At 72.1% G+C, this 17,336-nt stretch carries 12 protein-coding genes and 1 pseudogene; 7 read left to right on the top strand and 6 right to left on the bottom strand.

The window, feature by feature from the left end; all coding sequences use genetic code 11:
* Positions 1 to 358: 358 nt before the first annotated feature.
* A pseudogene (locus ACIGG8_RS39705) lies at positions 359 to 1,030 on the bottom strand (TetR/AcrR family transcriptional regulator); the annotation flags it as partial.
* Between the two features lie 213 nt (positions 1,031 to 1,243).
* Positions 1,244 to 1,762, bottom strand: coding sequence for an NUDIX hydrolase (locus ACIGG8_RS39710; protein ID WP_396553442.1), 519 nt, complete (start codon positions 1,760 to 1,762; stop codon positions 1,244 to 1,246).
* A 102-nt stretch (positions 1,763 to 1,864) separates the two neighbouring features.
* On the opposite strand from ACIGG8_RS39710, the gene ACIGG8_RS39715 reads away from it, so the two are divergent.
* Entirely contained in the window at positions 1,865 to 3,085 is a 1,221-nt protein-coding gene (locus ACIGG8_RS39715) for a serine hydrolase domain-containing protein (RefSeq protein WP_396553443.1), read from the top strand.
* Positions 3,086 to 3,158: 73 nt separating this feature from the next.
* On the opposite strand, the gene ACIGG8_RS39720 is transcribed toward ACIGG8_RS39715, so the two are convergent.
* The 3 genes from ACIGG8_RS39720 to ACIGG8_RS39730 all read right to left on the bottom strand — a co-directional run bounded on the left by ACIGG8_RS39720 (position 3,159) and on the right by ACIGG8_RS39730 (position 6,620).
* Positions 3,159 to 3,482 (bottom strand): nuclear transport factor 2 family protein, encoded by a 324-nt coding sequence (locus tag ACIGG8_RS39720; protein WP_396553444.1) that lies wholly within the window; start codon positions 3,480 to 3,482, stop codon positions 3,159 to 3,161.
* A gap of 219 nt (positions 3,483 to 3,701) precedes the next feature.
* A complete protein-coding gene (locus tag ACIGG8_RS39725; protein ID WP_396553463.1) occupies positions 3,702 to 5,225 on the bottom strand; it encodes an aldehyde dehydrogenase family protein in 1,524 nt (507 codons plus the stop codon).
* A 447-nt stretch (positions 5,226 to 5,672) separates the two neighbouring features.
* Positions 5,673 to 6,620: a terpene cyclase gene (locus ACIGG8_RS39730; RefSeq protein ID WP_350524251.1), complete on the bottom strand. Its 948-nt coding sequence runs from the start codon at positions 6,618 to 6,620 to the stop codon at positions 5,673 to 5,675.
* Positions 6,621 to 6,929: 309 nt separating this feature from the next.
* On the opposite strand from ACIGG8_RS39730, the gene ACIGG8_RS39735 reads away from it, so the two are divergent.
* Together ACIGG8_RS39735 and ACIGG8_RS39740 are read left to right on the top strand one after the other, a co-directional pair.
* On the top strand, positions 6,930 to 9,938 hold the full coding sequence (locus ACIGG8_RS39735) for an ATP-binding protein (RefSeq protein WP_396553445.1): 3,009 nt from the start codon (positions 6,930 to 6,932) through the stop codon (positions 9,936 to 9,938).
* A gap of 271 nt (positions 9,939 to 10,209) precedes the next feature.
* On the top strand, positions 10,210 to 11,274 hold the full coding sequence (locus ACIGG8_RS39740; RefSeq protein WP_396553446.1) for an aldose epimerase family protein: 1,065 nt from the start codon (positions 10,210 to 10,212) through the stop codon (positions 11,272 to 11,274).
* A gap of 70 nt (positions 11,275 to 11,344) precedes the next feature.
* On the opposite strand, the gene ACIGG8_RS39745 is transcribed toward ACIGG8_RS39740, so the two are convergent.
* On the bottom strand, positions 11,345 to 11,848 hold the full coding sequence (locus tag ACIGG8_RS39745; protein ID WP_396553447.1) for a GNAT family N-acetyltransferase: 504 nt from the start codon (positions 11,846 to 11,848) through the stop codon (positions 11,345 to 11,347).
* A gap of 308 nt (positions 11,849 to 12,156) precedes the next feature.
* Here ACIGG8_RS39745 and ACIGG8_RS39750 point away from each other — a divergent pair, with 308 nt between their 5' ends.
* The 4 genes from ACIGG8_RS39750 to ACIGG8_RS39765 all read left to right on the top strand — a co-directional run bounded on the left by ACIGG8_RS39750 (position 12,157) and on the right by ACIGG8_RS39765 (position 17,323).
* The gene (locus ACIGG8_RS39750) at positions 12,157 to 13,434 is read left to right on the top strand and encodes an extracellular solute-binding protein (RefSeq protein WP_396553448.1); all 1,278 of its coding nucleotides are present in this window, start codon (positions 12,157 to 12,159) and stop codon (positions 13,432 to 13,434) included.
* Between the two features lie 160 nt (positions 13,435 to 13,594).
* Complete coding sequence (locus ACIGG8_RS39755; RefSeq protein WP_350524256.1) at positions 13,595 to 14,596, top strand: sugar ABC transporter permease; 1,002 nt, start codon at positions 13,595 to 13,597, stop codon at positions 14,594 to 14,596.
* A gap of 40 nt (positions 14,597 to 14,636) precedes the next feature.
* Positions 14,637 to 15,542 (top strand): sugar ABC transporter permease, encoded by a 906-nt coding sequence (locus tag ACIGG8_RS39760; RefSeq protein WP_396553449.1) that lies wholly within the window; start codon positions 14,637 to 14,639, stop codon positions 15,540 to 15,542.
* Positions 15,543 to 15,607: 65 nt separating this feature from the next.
* The gene (locus ACIGG8_RS39765) at positions 15,608 to 17,323 is read left to right on the top strand and encodes a glycoside hydrolase family 13 protein (RefSeq protein WP_396553450.1); all 1,716 of its coding nucleotides are present in this window, start codon (positions 15,608 to 15,610) and stop codon (positions 17,321 to 17,323) included.
* The last annotated feature ends 13 nt before the right edge of the window (positions 17,324 to 17,336 follow it).

Genomic DNA, 17,336 nt, shown 5'->3' on the forward strand with positions numbered 1-17,336 from the left:
TGGTCACGGTGTAGGAACCCCGATCTTCTCAAACCGAAAGCGCACCTGTCGTCGTATCAGCCGCCATCCTCCCCCACTACCTGCGGATTCAGGTCAGAGCCCGCCGTCCTGACCGAACCGCAGGATGACCCGATGATCACTCGGACCAGCGCGGTGACCACTGCTTCGGCGGTCAACCGGCGGTGGTTCCGGCCTCCGGTCCGCCCTTCGGTCCGGCCTCCGGTCCGCCCTTCGGTCCAGACTCGGGGCCGGAGGCCGTCGCAGGAGGCTCGGGCGCCCCGGCGGGCACGTCGGCGAGCGACCCGGCGGGCGCGTCGGCCGGAGCTGCGGTGGCGAGCGCGGTGACCGCGTCGAGGATCCCCGGGACGGCGAACAGCCCGGCGAGGTCCCGGACCAGGCGTCCGGTCGGGCCGTCCGGACGTTCGGCGGCGAAGAACGAGGCCAGTTCGGCGGCGAGCGCCGGCTCGCGGGCGGCGATGAGGGTGAGCGCCGCGACGAACTCCTGCACCAGGTGCAGTTGGAGTTCCTCCAGCGGCACCGAGCGCTCGCCCAGCCACTCCAGCGAGGTGATCTCGGCGTTGGCGATCCAGGCGCGCACGGTCAGCCGCAGTCCGGGGCTGGGCGAGGGGAGTGCGAGGTGGGCCAGGATCTGCTCCTGCGCGGCCCGGCGCACGTCGTCGATCACCGCCGAGGTGCCCGCGCTGGCCGCCACCGAGCCACCCCGCAGCAGCGCCGCGAAGCCGGGCCCGTGGCTCTGGACGAAGTCCAGGTAGCGGCCCATCACGCGGAGGAGCCGCTCGGACAGCGGCCCCTCCATGGGCTCCTCGAAGCGGGCGGCCAGCTCCCGCCCGGCCCGCCGCAGCGACTCCTCGTACAGCGCCTGCTTGCCGGGGAAGTAGTGGTACACCAGCGGCCGGGAGGCGCCTGCGGCGGCGGCGATGTCGTCGATCGACACCTCCTCCGGCGGCCGCCGGCTGAACAGCTCCAGCGCCACGGCGATCAGCTGCTCCCGCCGCTCGTCCACGCTCAGCCGTCGGCGGGGCCGTTCACCCGCCGGGGCCCGGCCGGTTGCGGAGGTCCGTGCTGCGCGGTCGGCCGTCGGGGACGGCGTACGGGAGGCCATGCGCGTCACCCTATCCGGCGCTGGTCCGGCGGCCCACGCTGTCCGGTCCCCGGTGCTGTCCGGCGGCCCAGGAGGCCCGGGCGGCCCACGCTGTCCGGTCGCCCGGTGCCGTCCGGCGGCCTATGCGCTCCGGAGGTCCAGGTAGCGGCGGTAGGCCTCGCGGCCGTCGGGGACGAAGGTGTCGCGGGCGAGGCGCTCGGCGAGCTCGTCCGGGGTGAGCCAGGTGTGCCAGGCGACCTCGGACTCCTGCGGGCTGACCGGGCCGTCCCACTTCGCCTCGTACATGTCGCACCACCAGTTGAGCTTGCCGCCGTCGGGCTCCCGGTAGTGGAACTTGAACATCGGGCGCGGGGCGATGCCGTGGACGCCGAGCTCCTCCTCGGCCTCGCGGACGGCGGCCTCGGCGTAGGTCTCGCCGGAGCCGACGACGCCGCCGACGAACATGTCGTACGCGCCGGGGGCGAACAGCTTGGTGGCGGTGCGGCGGTGGACGAAGATCCGTCCGGCCGGGTCGCGGACCAGGATGAAGACGCAGCGGTGCGTCAGGCCGCGCCGGTAGACCTCGCCGCGCAAGGCTGTTCCGATCACCCGGTCGTGCTCGTCGACGACGTCCAGCAGTTCCTCGGCAGGGTTGGTCATGACGAACAGGTTAGGGTTTCGGGGCCCGGTTCGAACGGATCTCCACGAACTTTCGAACGCGGGCGGACGACGGCGATCGGAACGGTCTGAAGGCGGCGCGCGGTGGTGGAGATCTGGGGCGAGACGGCCGAGGGGTTCGGGCCTGTGCGGGCGGCCTTCGCGCGGAACTTCGTCGAGTACGGCGAACTGGGCGCGGCCTTCGCGCTGTACGTACACGGCCGCAAGGTGGTCGACCTGTGGGGCGGCGACGCCCGGCCCGAGGTCGGCGGGCGGCCCGCGCCGGCGGTGCCGTGGACGGCGGACACCGCGCAGGTGCTGCGCTCGGTCACCAAGGGCCTGACCGCGACCACCGCGCTGCTGGCCGCAGAACGCGGGCTGCTGGACCTGGACGCGCCGGTGGCCTCGTACTGGCCGGAGTTCGCGGCTTCCGGCAAGGCCGGGGTGCCGGTGCGCTGGCTGCTCTCGCACCAGGCCGGGGTGCCCGCGTTGGACGTGCCGCTGCGGCTGGAGGACGTGCTCACCTGGGAGCGCGCGGCCGCCGCCGTCGCCGCGCAGGCGCCCGCGTGGGAGCCCGGCACGGCGCACGGCTACCACCCGTACACCTTCGGCTGGCTGGTCGGCGAGGTGGTGCGGCGGGTGAGCGACCGGACGATCGGGCAGTACTTCGCCGAGGAGATCGCCCGGCCGCTCGGGCTGGACCTGTGGATCGGGCTGCCCGCCGGGGCGGCGCCGAGGGTCGGCAAGCTCGTCGACCTGCCCGCCCCGGAGGCGGCCCGGACCGGCCCGAGCGGGCTGCGGCTGCGGCCCAAGCAGGCCGTCCGGGACGCCTACCAGGACCCGGGCTCGCTGACCGCGCGGTCCTTCGCCTCGGTGCGTCCCGGGGTGGACCTCAACGACCCGGCGGTGCAGGCCGCCGAGATCCCCGGAGCCGGCGGCATCGGCACCGCCCGTTCGCTGGCCCGCTTCTACGCGGCGCTGATCGGCGCGGCCGACCGTCCGGACGGCTCCGGCGCGGTGCTGCCGCCGCTGCTCGGGCCGGAGGTGCTGGCCCGCGCGGTCGGGCCGGCCGTGAGCGGGCCGGACCGGGTGCTGATCGTCAACTCCACCTTCGGCCTGGGCTTTTGGCGGCACGGCCCGACCGCGCCGATGGCCTCCCCGGCGAGCTTCGGGCACCCGGGGCGCGGCGGCTCGCTGGGCTTCGCCGATCCGGAGCTGGGGCTGGGCTTCGGCTACGTCACCAACGGCATGCAGCCGGGTGTCACCGGAGACGTCCGCTCGCGGAACCTGATCCGCGCGGTGCGGGGGTGCCTGGGGCTGTCCTGATCCCCGGCGGTCCGGTTCAGGCCCGCCGGTTCAGGCCTGTCCGGCTCAGGCCTGTCGGTTCAGGCCTGTCGGTTCAGGCCTGGCCGGTCTCGAAGCGGCTGATCTTGCCGTCGTCGACGGTGAAGCGCCAGGCGGTGCGCATCTCGCCCCAGGTGTCGTTGGTGAAGTTGGCGACGAGTGCGTGGCCGCCGTCCGACTCGGTCTGGACGGCCATCCGGCCGCCGGCACCGAAGATCTCGCGCTCCGTCCAGTCCGCCAGGTCGCGGTCGGAGCCGTCGTCGGACATGGTCGCGCCGGGGGTGAGGGTGGCCTGGAAGGCCTGGCGGTCGCCCGCGTTGATCGCGGTGACGAAGTTGCGGACGGCCGGGTCGGAGAGCTTGGAGACGGCGATGGTCATGCGGGACTCCCGGGGGTGAGGGGTGTCGGGGAGTCCTGTTCTAAGGCGTTCGCGGGGTCCGTCCGGGCATGTCGGCGGCGCGTCGGGAAAATGGCAGGATTCATGTGCTTAGATCCCGAACCAGGTGATTTGCCCGAAAAGCCCGCCGCGGGGAGTGGCGGTGGAGCGGGAGGCCGGGGCCGGTCTCCCGCTCCGCCTTTCGGCCCGGAGCCTTTCGGTCTAGAAGAAGCCGACCGCGTCGGTGGAGTAGCTGACCAGCAGGTTCTTGGTCTGCTGGTAGTGCTCCAGCAGCGCCTTGTGGTTCTCCCGTCCGATGCCGGAGTTCTTGTAGCCGCCGAAGGCCGCGTGGGCCGGGTAGGCGTGGTAGCAGTTGGTCCAGACCCGGCCCGCCTGGATGGCGCGTCCGGCCCGGTGGGCGGTGTTGAGGCTGCGGGTCCACACACCGGCGCCGAGCCCGTACTGGGTGTCGTTGGCGAGCGCGACCGCCTGGTCGAAGCCGTCGAAGCGGGTCACCGAGACGACCGGGCCGAAGATCTCCTCCTGGAAGACCCGCATCGAGTTGTCGCCCTCGAACACGGTGGGCGTCACGTAGTACCCGCCGGCCAGGGCGCCGCCGAGGTCGGCGCGCTCTCCGCCGGTGAGGACCTTGGCGCCCTCGGCCTGGCCGATCTCGAAGTAGGAGAGGATCTTCTTCAGCTGTTCGGCGCTCGCCTGGGCGCCGACCTGGGTCTCGGTGTCCAGCGGGTCGCCCTGGCGCATCGCGCGCACCCGCTGCAGGCCGTCGGCGAGCAGCCGCTCGTAGATCGAGGAGTCGATCAGCGCCCGGCTGGGGCAGGTGCAGACCTCGCCCTGGTTGAGGGCGAACATCGCGAAGCCCTCGATGGCCTTGTCGTAGAAGGCGTCCGAGGCGTCGGCGACGTCCGCGAAGAACACATTGGGGCTCTTGCCGCCGAGTTCCAGGGAGACCGGGATCAGGTTCTCGGCCGCCGCGCGGGAGATCAGCCGGCCGGTGGAGGTCTCGCCGGTGAAGGCGAGTTTGCGGATCCGCGGGCTGGCGGAGAGCGGGGCGCCGGCCTCCTCGCCGAAGCCGGTGACGATGTTGAGCACGCCGGGCGGCAGCAGGTCGGCGGTGAGCTCGGCGAGCAGCAGCACCGAGGCCGGGGTCTGCTCGGCGGGCTTGAGCACCACCGCGTTGCCGGCCGCGAGCGCCGGCGCGAGCTTCCAGATCGCCATCAGGATCGGGAAGTTCCACGGGATGATCTGCCCGACCACGCCCAGCGGCTCGTGGAAGTGGTACGCCACGGTGTCCTCGTCCAGCTGGGAGAGGCTGCCCTCCTGGGCGCGCAGCGCACCGGCGAAGTAGCGCAGGTGGTCGACGGCGAGCGGGAGGTCGGCGGCCAGCGTCTCGCGCACCGGCTTGCCGTTCTCCCAGCTCTCCGCGACGGCCAGCTTCTCCAGGTTGGCTTCCATCCGGTCGGCGACCCGCAGCAGCACCTGGGCCCGCTCGGCGGCCGGGGTGCGGCCCCAGGCGGGGGCGGCGGCGTGGGCCGCGTCCAGGGCGGCCTCGACGTCCTCGGCGGTGCCGCGGGCGACCTCGGTGAAGACCTCGCCGGTGACCGGGGTCGGATCGCCGAAGTACTCGCCGCGCACCGGGGGCGTCCATCCACCGCCGATCCAGTGCTCGTACCGGGACCGGTAGGCGACGATGCTGCCGGGCGCGCCGGGGGGCTGGTAGACCGTCATGCTCTGGTGTCTCCTCGCGACGTCGGGCGCCGCCCGGACCGCACGGCCGGAGGCGGCGCGCCGGACCGCCCGGTCGGGGCGGCCCGGCGGGAGGGTATGGACACGCACACGGGCCGGGCGCCCGGGGGCGCCCGCCGTCGAGCACGATAACCGCCGGGCGCGCGGTGCGGCTACGGTCCGTGCGACCCGTCCGTACGGAGGGTGGGCGTTCCGGCCGTTCTCGCAGGCGCGGTCGGGGTCGGTGCGGTCGCCGTGGTCGATGCGATCGCCGTCGCCGTCGCCGTCGCCGTCGCCGTCGCCGTCGTGGTCGATGCGATCGCCGTCGCCGTCGCCGTCGTGGTCATCGGCGTCGGCGTCGGTGCGGTCGTCCACCTCACCGCCCCCTGGCGGGGCGGGTGCGGTGGCCGTGCCCGGCAGGCGCACGGCCGGGTGCCCGGCGGGCGGGTGTCAGACCGCGTGGTACCGGCCGGTGCGGGCCTCCCAGCTGAGGTAGCCCGCCAGCCAGGTGAGCAGCCCGTCCGCGTACCGCTGGGCGATCGCCCGCTCTATCCGGGACAGGCCCAACTCGCGGTAGACGTCGGGAAGTCGTCCGTGCAGCTCGGCGCAGCGTTCGACCATCAGCTGGGCCTCCGCGATGACCGCCGCGCACGCCTCCTCGGCCGAGCAGCGGCGCTCGCGCTGGACGATCATGACCAGGTTGTTGACGTCCCCGCGCGGCGCCTCCAGCGGGTAGGACCGGACGTCGTTGCTCAGTGACGGTATGTCGGCTGCCAGCTGGCGGAGTTGACGGAGCACCGGGTGGTGCAGGACGGCGGCGGGGACCTCGAACAGGCCGATGCGTTCGACCATGTCGAAGATGGTCTCCATCGCCGCGGTGCCCCGTCTGAGCTCCAGGTAGCCGTCCCGGTCCGGCGGCCGGGCGGAGATCCGGCCGGCCGCCTCGGCGGGGTGACTGGCCAGGTAGTACTCCCAGTTGTACGCGGCGCGCGCCTGCCAGCGCGCGGGCATGCCCTGCACGCTGCGGCTCCACAGGTCGGCGAACGCGGTTTCGACCGGGGAGCCCTGGTCGGGGCGGGCGCCGTGCAGGACGGCGATCAGGCGTTCGCAGATCGGAGCGACTTCCGAGGGGCGGCGGCCGAGCGGGCCGTCGAACTGGTCGTCGAAGAGGAAGTAGAAGCCCATCAGGTCGGCAGCCAGGGCGAGTTCGGTCGGCCCGGCGTCGGGGTAGCCCAGCGCGGCGAGGTCGACCACCTCCCAGTGCGCGTAGCCGGGGTGGTCGGCGTCGGGCAGCAGGGGGTGGCGGATCAGCCAGTCGCGGTGCAGTGCGGTGGCGAGAGGGCCGTGCGGACTGCGGCGGTGCGGGAACGGAATCTGAAGTGAGGTGTCGTCAGACATCGGACTCCCGGTGCAGCGGAGGGTGGGGGCGCTTGTGGTTCGAGCACTGTCTGTGGGGGGAGTTGACACGGCGAGGCTGAGATGGTGAGGGTGGGGTTCGCAAGATCATCTTTGCCTGAGGGCCGTAGGGTATCTGATGTAATGATCGGGCGTTAGGGATATAGGGCAATTGCCCTTGGCAAGCTCTCCGAACCCTCACCGTCCGTCCCAGCCTGCACGAATGGCGCACAGTGAGGCCCACGCAGCGCTAACCTCGGCTCCACGCAGTGATGGAGCTGTGACGCGATCGGGCGAGGCGGAGGCGCGACGGTGACCGAGCAGGAGAACGAACTTCGGGCGGGGGCCGGTTCCGGGCGCGACGGTGACGGTACCGCGCCCCGCGTCCGACTGCGCGACCGGGACGCCGAACTGCGCTCGGTGGAGAACGCCGTCGACCGGCTCTGCCGCGAATTCGCCGCCGGCGGCACCGAGATCGGCGACCTGCTCGCGTTCTCCGGCCGCCCCGGCATCGGCAAGACCAGCCTGCTGCAGGAGGTCCGACGGATCGCCAAGCTGCGGGACGGCGCCACCGTGCTGTTCGCCCGAGGTGGCGAACGCCAGTTCAAGGAGCCGTACCACGTGCTGCGCCAGCTGCTCCAGCCGGTGCTCACCGACCTGGCGCCGGACGTGTTCCGCCAGGTCATGGGCACCTGGGAGGAGGTCGTCGGACCGGCCATGGGCCTCAAGCAGCCCAAGGCCGGCGCCCGCCGCCTCGACCCGCAGGGCGTGCGCGACGGCCTCGACTACGTCCTCACCCAGCTCGCACCGCGCCGCGCGCCGATGGTGATGATCGTCGACGACCTGCACTGGGCCGACGCGGAATCCCTCTCCTGGCTCGCCAAGTTCGCCGTCCGCTCCAGCGAACTGCCCGTCCTGCTGGTCTTCGCCTTCCGCGAGGACGAGAACGACTGGCCCGTCGCGACCCAGGAGTTCCGCCGGGACATCATCGGCCTCAAGGGCCGCAAGCACGAGCTCAACCGGCTCAACCTCAGCTCCGTCACCGACATGATCCGCGCCGAACTCGGCCCCAAGGCCGAGGACGCCTTCTGCTACGAGTTCTGGAACGTCGTCAACGGCAACCCCTTCGAGGTCGTCGCCCTCCTCGACCAGGTCCGCGACCAGGAGCTCGAACCGGTCGAGGAGAACTCCCGGCAGCTGCGCGAACTCGCCGTCGACGCCACCGGGATGACCCTCAAGAGCTGGCTGGACCGGCTCGGCGCCAGCACCCTGCGCTTCGCCTGGGCCTGCGCCATGCTCGGCACCGACATCAGGGTCGACCTCGCCACCCGGATCTCCACCCAGAGCACCGAGGGCGCCCGCGACTCCATCAAGCAGCTGCGCAAGCAGCGCGTGCTCACCCAGGCCCCCAACGGGAACCTCGAATTCGTCCACCCGCTGATCGCCAGCTCGATCTACAACACCATGCCGGACGCCACCCGCCTCGGCATGCACGGCATCGCCGCCGTCGAGATCGAGAACGCCGGACTCGGCCTGCTCGCCGCCTCCCGCCACCTGGTCGAGACCCACTCCGGCGAGGGCGACGACCGGATCGTCAAGAAGCTGCGCCGCGCCGCCGTCGAACACCAGCTGATCGGCGCCCCCGAGGCCGCCCAGCGCTGCCTGCACCGCGCGCTCAACGAGCCGCCCGCCGACGAGATCAAGGCCGAGGTGCTCTACGAACTCGGCTGCTCCGCCCTGCTGACCGACCCCGTCGCCACCGTCAACCAGCTCAAGCTCGCCCTCGACCCGGACGAGGTGCCGCTGCGCCCCGAACTGCGGGTGGACGCCACCTTCCGGCTCTCCGAGGTGCTCGCGCACAGCGGTGAGCTGCGCCAGGCCGCCCTGGTCTGCCAGGACGAGGCGCAGATCACCGACGACCCGGCCGGGCGACAGCGGCTGCAGGCCGCCTCGTTCATGTGGCACGCCTTCCGCAAGTCCGAGGAGGACGGCCCCGGCCGCTCCGCCCGGCTCGGCGCGATGTGCGGCAGCCTGACCGGCCAGGAAGCCGCCGACCGGGCAGTGCTCGCCATGCGGGCCTGGGACCTCACCCTGCGCGGCGCCCCCTCCGCCGACGCGCTCGCCCTCGCCGACAGGGTGCTCGACGGCGGCCGGCTGCCCAAGGGCCTCGGCTGGACCGACACCACCTGGGGCTTCGAACTGCCCTCGATGCTCGGCCTCACGTACATCTACAACGACCGCGTCGCCCAGGCCGAGCGACTGGCCGCCGACGCCATCATCCAGTTCGAGGTGGCCGGCTGGAGCGGAGCCCACCGGGGCTTCGCGTACTTCCTGATGGGCCTGGCCCGGTTCCGCCGCGGCCTGCTCGCCGAGGCCGAGGACTTCCTGCGCCGGGCGTACCGCATCTCCGAGCGGATCGGGCAGAGGCTGCCGCTGGCCTGGGACGCGGTCGGCGTGCTGGTGGACACCCTGATCGCCCGCGGCCGGGTCGACGAGGCCTGGGAGCTGGCCAACGAGTTCGGCTTCCACCCGCCGTACCACGCGACCGCCATGGTGCTGCCGGACGCGGCCTCGCTGTACGGGAAGCTGCTGATCGCCAAGGGCCGGCACGCGGGCGCGGCCGCCGCGCTCACCGAGGCCGGCACCCAGCTGGAGATCCGCGGCTGGCGCAACACCGTCTGGGCGCCCTGGGCCGGCCACCTCGCCGTCGCGATCGCGGAGGACGAGCCCGAGCGCGCCCGCGAGTACGCCCAGACGGCCGTCCGGCACGCCCGCACCTTCGGCACCGCCTCGGCGATCGGCAGCGCGCTGCGGCTTCAGGCGTACGTCGAGGACGGCCAGCAGGCGGTCGAGCTGCTGGAGCAGGCCGTGATGCACCTCGGGCAGTCCCCGGCAGGCTACGAGCACGCCGTCGCACTGGTCGACCTCGGCGCCGCGCTGCGCCGGGTCGGGCGGCTGGAGGACGCCCAGGAGTACCTGTACCAGGGCATCGAGCTGGCCCAGCACTGCTCGGCGGAGGGGCTGGTCGAACAGGCGCGGCGGGAGCTGGCCAACTACGGCCTGCGGCCCAACCGGCTCGGGCTGCGCGACTTCCGGGACACCCTGGACACGCTCAGCGGCCCGGAACTGGAGGTCGCCCGGCAGGCGGTGCAGGGCCTGCCGCCGCAGCGGATCGCCGAGGAGCTCGGCCTGCACATCAGCCTGGTGAACAGGCGGCTGGCGGCCGTCTACCGCAAGGCGGGGAGCGGGCCGGACGGGCTGGCCTCGGCGCTCGGGCTGCAGCAGCAGCGGGAGGCGAGCCGGGTAGAGGACGAGGAGTAGGGGCGGCGGTCCGCGCGGCGGTGGCTTGTCGTGCGGCCGCTTCTCGTGGGGCGGCTTGTCGTGCGGTGGTGGCAGCGGCGGGCGGTGGCGGCCGTGGCAGGTGGCGGCCGGTCAGGGCGGGTGCAGCGTAAGGGCGGAGCGCGCCGGTGCCGCTGCGCCCGGGTGGCCGCCGCCGTCGATAGGCTGACGGAGACGGGGCTGCCGAGGCACCCTCGACGGACCAGGAAGCGGCCGGGCGCGGAGTGCTCCGGCCGACAGTGAGGAGCAGGCCATGGCGAGCGAGGCCACCAGTGTTCGACACGAACACCTCGAACCCTCGGGCGCGGGCGCCGCGATCGAGCGCTGGACGCTCACGGCCGGTCCGTACGAGGCGAGCGTGCTGAACCTCGGTGCCACCCTGCACACCCTGAGCGCACCGGACCGTTCCGGCCGCTCCGCGCAACTGCTGCTCTCCAGCGACGAGTTGGCCCAGCTCCTGGGCCCGGCCCGGCACTACGGCACGGTGGTCGGCCGGTACGCCAACCGGATCGACCGCTCGTCGGTCACCGTCGACGACGAGGAGTACCCGCTCGCCCCCACCGGCGGCGGCATGACCATCCACGGCGGGCCGGACGGCTTCGCGCACCGGATGTGGGAGGCCGAGGCGGTGGAGGGCGGGGTGCGGCTGCGGCTGCACAGCCCGGACGGCGACCAGGGCTTCCCCGGCGCCCTGGACGTGACCGTCGACTACACGCTCGACGCCTCCGGCGAGCTGGTGATCGCCTACCGCGCGGTCACCACCAAGCCGACCGTCGTCAACCTGACCAACCACGCGTACTTCAACCTCGCGGGTGAAGGCAACGGCGACGTCCTCGGCCACCTGCTGACCCTGGACGCCGACGAGTACACCCCGGCCGACGAGCGGCAGGTCCCGACCGGGCGGACGGAGCCGGTGGCCGGCACGCCGTTCGACTTCACGGTGGCCACGCCGATCGGCAAGTCGGTGCACGACCGGCACCCGCAGCTGGTCGGGCCCGGCGGCTACGACCACAACTGGGTGCTGCGGGAGCGGCCCGCGGACGGCAGTCCGGCGCGGGCGGCGCTGCTGGAGGACCCGGTCAGCGGCCGCACCCTGGAGGTGCTGACCACCGAGCCGGGCGTCCAGGTCTACACGGCGAACAAGTTCCAGGGCGCGGTCACCGGTGCGAGCGGCGTCCCGTACGGGCCGTTCGCCGGGGTCGCGCTGGAGACCCAGCACTTCCCGGACTCCCCGCACCACCCGGCGTTCCCGAGCACGGTGCTGCGGCCGGGGGAGGAGTTCCGCTCCACGACCGTGCTGCGGCTGGGGACGAACTAGCCCGTCACGGTCAGGGCCGGGGACCTGCCCGCAGCTGTGGCCCCGGCCAACGGCAGGGCCGCGGGCAGGATCACGGCCGCAGGTCCCGGCGCATGCAGAGCCGGGGCCAGCGGTCCAGGCCGTGCTCGGCCTCCTGGCGCCGGATCTCGCGCAGGCCCGGGGTGACCTCGGCGTCGCTCAGCGGGCGGAAGCCGCAGCGCGCGTAGTAGGGGGCGTTCCAGGGCACCTCGGCGAAGGTGGTGAGGGTGAGCGCCGGGGCGTCGGTGGTCCCGGCGAGGTGATCGATCAGCGCCCGCCCGATGCCGCGGCGGGCGTGGTCGGGGTGGACGGAGACCTGCTCGATGTGCATCGCGCCGTCCACGGGCTCGGCCAGCAGGTAGGCGGCGATCGTGCCGTCGGGGGCCTCGGCGACCAGGGCGACGCCCCGTTGCAGGTAGTGCGCCAGCTCCTCCGGGGCCGGGGGCTCGTCCTCGGCGACCTCCGGCATGCCGATCGCGGCGAAGGGGGCGCCGGCGGCCCGTTCCAGCTCGGCGAGCAGCGGAAGTTCGTCCTCGGTGACGGTCCTGATGCGCATGCGTCCAGTCTGCGCCAGGCGGCTTTCAGCCACGCACGGTGGTTCCGTCGGCCACCCGGCAGCGGTCGGAATCGGACGAACCGGGGCAATCGGCGTGGGCGTCAACTACCGAGTGGCAACGTCCAGGACACGCGGATGTAACGATCCCCGTTTCTTGCAGAAACTTGCTGCAAGGACTTTCCGTCGATCTTTCACCGCTGTTAACTTCCTTCCAGCCCGACGGCAGCAAGGATGCGGTCGGCACGAGGCAGCCATTATGCGCCTGTCTCCGAAGATCTCGGGCACCCCCACCCTCCCAAGGAGTTCTCATGCGGCGTGGCATCGCGGCCTCTGCCCTCGTTGTGGCCCTCGCGGTCTCGATGGCTGCCTGTGGCAGCAGCGGCTCCAGCTCGGACGGCAAGGCCGACGGGCCGGTCACCCTCACGTACTGGGACACTTCGAACGCCACCAACGAGGCGCCGAACTACCAGGAGCTCGTCAAGAAGTTCGAGGCCGCCAACCCGAACATCAAGGTCGACTTCGTCAACGTCCCGTTCGACCAGGCGCAGAACAAGCTCCAGACCGCCATGGGGGCCAAGGGCGCTCCGGACGTGTTCCGCTCCGAGGTCGGCTGGACCGCCGCCTTCGCCAAGGCCGGCTACCTGGAGCCGCTGGACGGCACCCCGGCCGCCGCCGACACCTCCGCCTTCCAGCCCAGCCTGATCCAGCAGGCCAAGTACGAGGGCAAGCTGTACGGCGTCCCGCTGGTCACCGACACCCTGGGCCTGCTCTACAACAAGGAGCTGTTCGCCAAGGCCGGCATCACCGAGGCGCCGAAGACCTGGGACGAGCTGAAGGCCGACGCCGCCGCCGTCAAGGACAAGGCGGGCGTGGACGGCTTCTGGCTGAAGGCTGCCGACGGCTACTACGCGATGCCGTTCCTGTTCGGCGAGGGCACCGACACCGTCGACGCCGCCGGCAAGAAGATCACCGTCACCTCGCCGGAGGCCGTCAAGGCCGTCGAGACCTACAAGTCGATGTTCACCTCGCCCGGCACCGCCAAGGCCGACGTCACCACCGACGCCTACGCGCACATGATGGACGCCTTCAACAGCGGCAAGGTTGCGGCGATCATCCAGGGCCCCTGGGAGATCACCAACATCTACAAGGGCTCGGCCTTCGCCGACAAGGCCAACCTCGGCATCGCGGCCGTCCCCGGCGGCTCCGCGGGCAAGGCCGGCGCCCCGACCGGCGGTCACAACATCGCCGTCTACGCCGGTGCCGACAAGGCCCACAAGGCCGCCGCCGAGAAGTTCGCCGCCTTCATGACCTCGGCCGAGAGCCAGGCGTTCATCGCGCAGAAGAACTCCACCCTGCCGACCCGCTCCGACGCCTTCACCGCCGACGTCAAGGCCGACCCGGGCATCGCCGGCTTCCAGGGCATCCTGAGCAGCGCCAAGCCGCGCCCCGAACTGCCCGAGTACAGCTCGCTGTTCGCCTCGCTGGGCACCAACCTGGGCAAGGCCGTCCAGGGCACGGGTACCCAGGACGCCCTGAACACCGTCGCCACCGACTACGCCAAGCTCCTGCCGGGCTTCGCCAAGTAGTCCCCGTGCCCGGTCCGTCGGATGACGGCTGACGGATGACGGCGAACGGATAACAGAGAACAGATTTCATCATCTGTCAGTTGTCCGCCGTCATCCGTCGCCTCCCCGACGGGCCGGGCCGTCGGCCTCCCCCGAGAATCCCCCCGAGAAGGTGCAAACGATGTCAGTCGCCGTGCAGGGCGCCACCGGCAAGGGCAGCCGGGAGCGCGAGCAGCGTCCGGGCCTGCTGGAACGCGTCAAGCGCTCCTACGCCAAGCACTGGTACGCCTACGCGATGATCGCCCCGGTCGTCCTGGTGCTCGGCGTGCTGGTGCTCTACCCGCTCGTCGAGGGCATCTGGCTCACCCTCACCGACGCCAACAGCCTCAACGTCGCCCGCACGATCGGCGTCAACGAGATCCCGGCCAGCTACAACTTCGTCGGCTTCCACAACTACGCCGACATCCTGTGGGGCCCCGGCTCGTACGACCGCTTCTGGTCGCACTTCGTCTGGACCATCGCCTGGACGGCGATCTGCGTCTTCCTGCACTACACCCTCGGCCTGGGCCTCGCCCTGCTGCTCAACAAGAAGCTGCGCGGGCGCGCCTTCTACCGGATGATGCTCATCCTGCCCTGGGCCGTGCCCACCTTCGTCACGGTCTTCTCCTGGCGCCTGATGCTCTCCGACGGCGGCGTCGTCAACGGGATCCTCTCCTCCCTCCACCTGCCCGAGCCCGGCTGGCTCACCGACCCGTGGGCCCAGAAGGCGGCCGCGATCCTGGTCAACACCTGGGCCGGCGTGCCGTTCATGATGATCTCGCTGCTCGGCGGCCTGCAGTCGATCCCGGCCGAGCTCTACGAGGCCGCCGAGATGGACGGCGCCACCCCCTGGCAGCGCTTCCGCCACGTCACCATGCCCGGGCTGCGAAGCGTCTCCTCCACCGTCGTCCTGCTCGGCGTGATCTGGACGTTCAACCAGTTCAACGTCATCTTCCTGCTGTTCGGCACCGGTGCGCCCGACGCCCAGCTGCTGGTCACCTGGGCCTACCGCCTCGGCTTCGGCCAGATCCCCCGGGACTACGCGCAGTCCGCCGCGTACGGCGTGATCCTGCTGTCCATCCTGATCGTCTTCACCGCCTTCTACCGGCGCTGGCTCGCCCGCAACGAGCAGGCCAACGGCTGAGGCCCCGGACCCAGTTGACCCACGAAGGCAGGTAACCCCGATGAGCACCACCACCGAACGCCCGGCCCCCGCGGCGACCGCCGCCCCGGCCGCCCGGCCGGCCGAGGTCCGCCGCCGCGGCGAGAGCAGCCCGCTGGTCCGGGCGCTGTCCCACGGCACCCTGATCGTGGCCAGCCTGATCGCGCTGTTCCCGGTCGCGTGGATCCTCTTCGTCTCGCTCGGCCCGGACAAGACCGACTACCTCCACCCCGGCCAGATCTTCGACAAGCTCACGCTGTCGAACTACCAGCACGTGCTGTCCGACACCGACTTCTTCACCTGGTTCGGCAACGCCCTGCTGGTCTCCGGCATCACCACCGTGTTCGGCGTCATGCTCGCCGCCACCACCGGCTACGCCGTCTCCCGGATGAAGTTCCCCGGGCACAAGCCGCTGATGTGGTCGCTGCTGGTGACCCAGATGTTCCCGATCGCGGTGCTCATCGTGCCGATGTACACGATGCTCTCCGAACTCGGCCTGCTGGACAGCTACACCGGTCTGATCCTGGTCTACTCGACCACCACCGTGCCGTACTGCGCCTGGCTGCTGAAGGGCTACTTCGACACCATCCCGGTGGAGATCGACGAGGCCGGCCGGGTCGACGGGCTCACCCCGTTCGGCACCTTCTGGCGGCTGGTGCTGCCGCTCGCCCGCCCGGGCCTGGCCGTCGCCGCCTTCTACTCCTTCCTCACCTACTGGGCCGAGGTGCCGTTCGCCTCGACGTTCATGCTCAGCTCGGACAAGTACACGCTGGCCGTCGGCCTGCAGACCTTCGTCAGCGAGCACGACGCCCAGTGGAACCTGATGGCTGCCACCGCCGTGCTGATCGCGATCCCGTCCGCGGCCTTCTTCTACCTGGTGCAGCGCCACCTGGTCACCGGCCTGACCGCCGGTGCCTCCAAGTCGTGACGCCTGCCGCGACACACCTCGCGCGCAAGGCCCCCCGCTCCTCCGATCCCCAAGGGATACCGTCCATGACCCAGAACCTGGCCGACACCTCCCGGCCCGTCGCCGACACCGCTCACGAGGCGGCCACCCCGGCTCCTGCGGCGGGCGGCGTGCACAGAGACTGGTGGCGGGACGCGGTCATCTACCAGGTGTACCCGCGCAGCTTCGCCGACTCCAACGGCGACGGCATGGGCGACCTGCCCGGCATCCGCAGTCGCCTGCCGTACCTGCGCGACCTCGGCGTGGACGCCGTCTGGCTCTCGCCGTTCTACGCCTCGCCGCAGGCGGACGCCGGCTACGACGTCGCCGACTACCGCGCGGTGGACCCGATGTTCGGCACCCTGCTGGACGCCGACGCCCTGATCCGGGACGCCCACGGGCTGGGGCTGCGGATCATCGTCGACCTGGTCCCCAACCACTCCTCGGACCAGCACGAGTGGTTCCAGCGCGCCCTGCGCGAGGGCCCCGACTCCCCGCTGCGCGACCGCTACCACTTCCGTCCCGGCAAGGGCGAGAAGGGCGAACTGCCGCCCAACGACTGGGAGTCCATCTTCGGCGGCCCGGCCTGGACCCGCACCGAGAACCCGGACGGCACCCCCGGCGACTGGTACCTGCACCTGTTCGCCCCCGAGCAGCCCGACTTCAACTGGGAGAACCGCGCCGTCGCCGACGAGTTCCGCTCGATCCTGCGGTTCTGGCTCGACATGGGCGTGGACGGCTTCCGCATCGACGTCGCCCACGGCCTGGTCAAGGCCCCCGGCCTGCCCGACCTCGGCGGCTCCGACCAGCTCAAGCTGCTCGGCAACGACGTCATGCCGTTCTTCGACCAGGACGGCGTGCACGAGATCTACCGCAGCTGGCGCAAGATCCTCGACGAGTACCCGGGCCAGCGGATCGGCGTCGCCGAGGCCTGGACCCCGACCGTCCAGCGCACCGCCAACTACGTCCGCCCCGACGAGCTGCACCAGGCCTTCAACTTCCAGTACCTGGGCACCGATTGGGAGGCCGCCGCGCTGCGCGAGGTGATCGACCTCTCGCTCGACTCGATGCGTCCGGTCGACGCCCCCACCACCTGGGTCCTGTCCAACCACGACGTCACCCGGCACGCCACCCGCTTCGGCAACGAGCCCGGCCTCGGCACCCAGATCCGCACCGCCGGCGACCGCGAGCTCGGCCTGCGCCGCGCCCGCGCCGCCACCCTGCTGATGCTCGCGCTGCCCGGCTCCGCGTACGTCTACCAGGGCGAGGAGCTCGGCCTGCCCGACGTCACCGACCTGCCCGACGAGGTGCGCCAGGACCCGTCGTTCTTCCGCCAGGCCGGACAGGACGGCTACCGCGACGGCTGCCGCGTCCCGATCCCGTGGTCCGGCACCGAGGCCCCGTACGGCTTCGGCCCGGTGGCCGGCGGGCCGTCCTGGCTGCCGCAGCCAGCCGCCTGGGCCGAGTTGAGCGTCGAGGCGCAGACCGGCGACCCGTCCTCCACCCTGGAGCTCTACCGCAGCGCGCTGGCCCTCCGCCGGGCGACGGCCGACCTCGGCGCCGGCACGGAGGTCGAGTGGCTGGACGGCCCCGAAGGCACCCTCGCCTTCCGCCGCGGGTCCTTCATGTGCACCGTGAACACCACCGGCGAGCCGGTGCGGATCGCGTCCCCGGGCACCCTGCTGCTCGCCTCGGCCGACCTCGTGGTGGACGGCGGCGAGACGGTGCTCGCTCCGGACAGCACCGGCTGGTGGGCGGTCTGACGTGGTTGCAATA

Origin of the sequence: Kitasatospora sp. NPDC085464 (assembly GCF_044541955.1) — a bacterium.
Lineage (GTDB): Bacteria > Actinomycetota > Actinomycetes > Streptomycetales > Streptomycetaceae > Kitasatospora.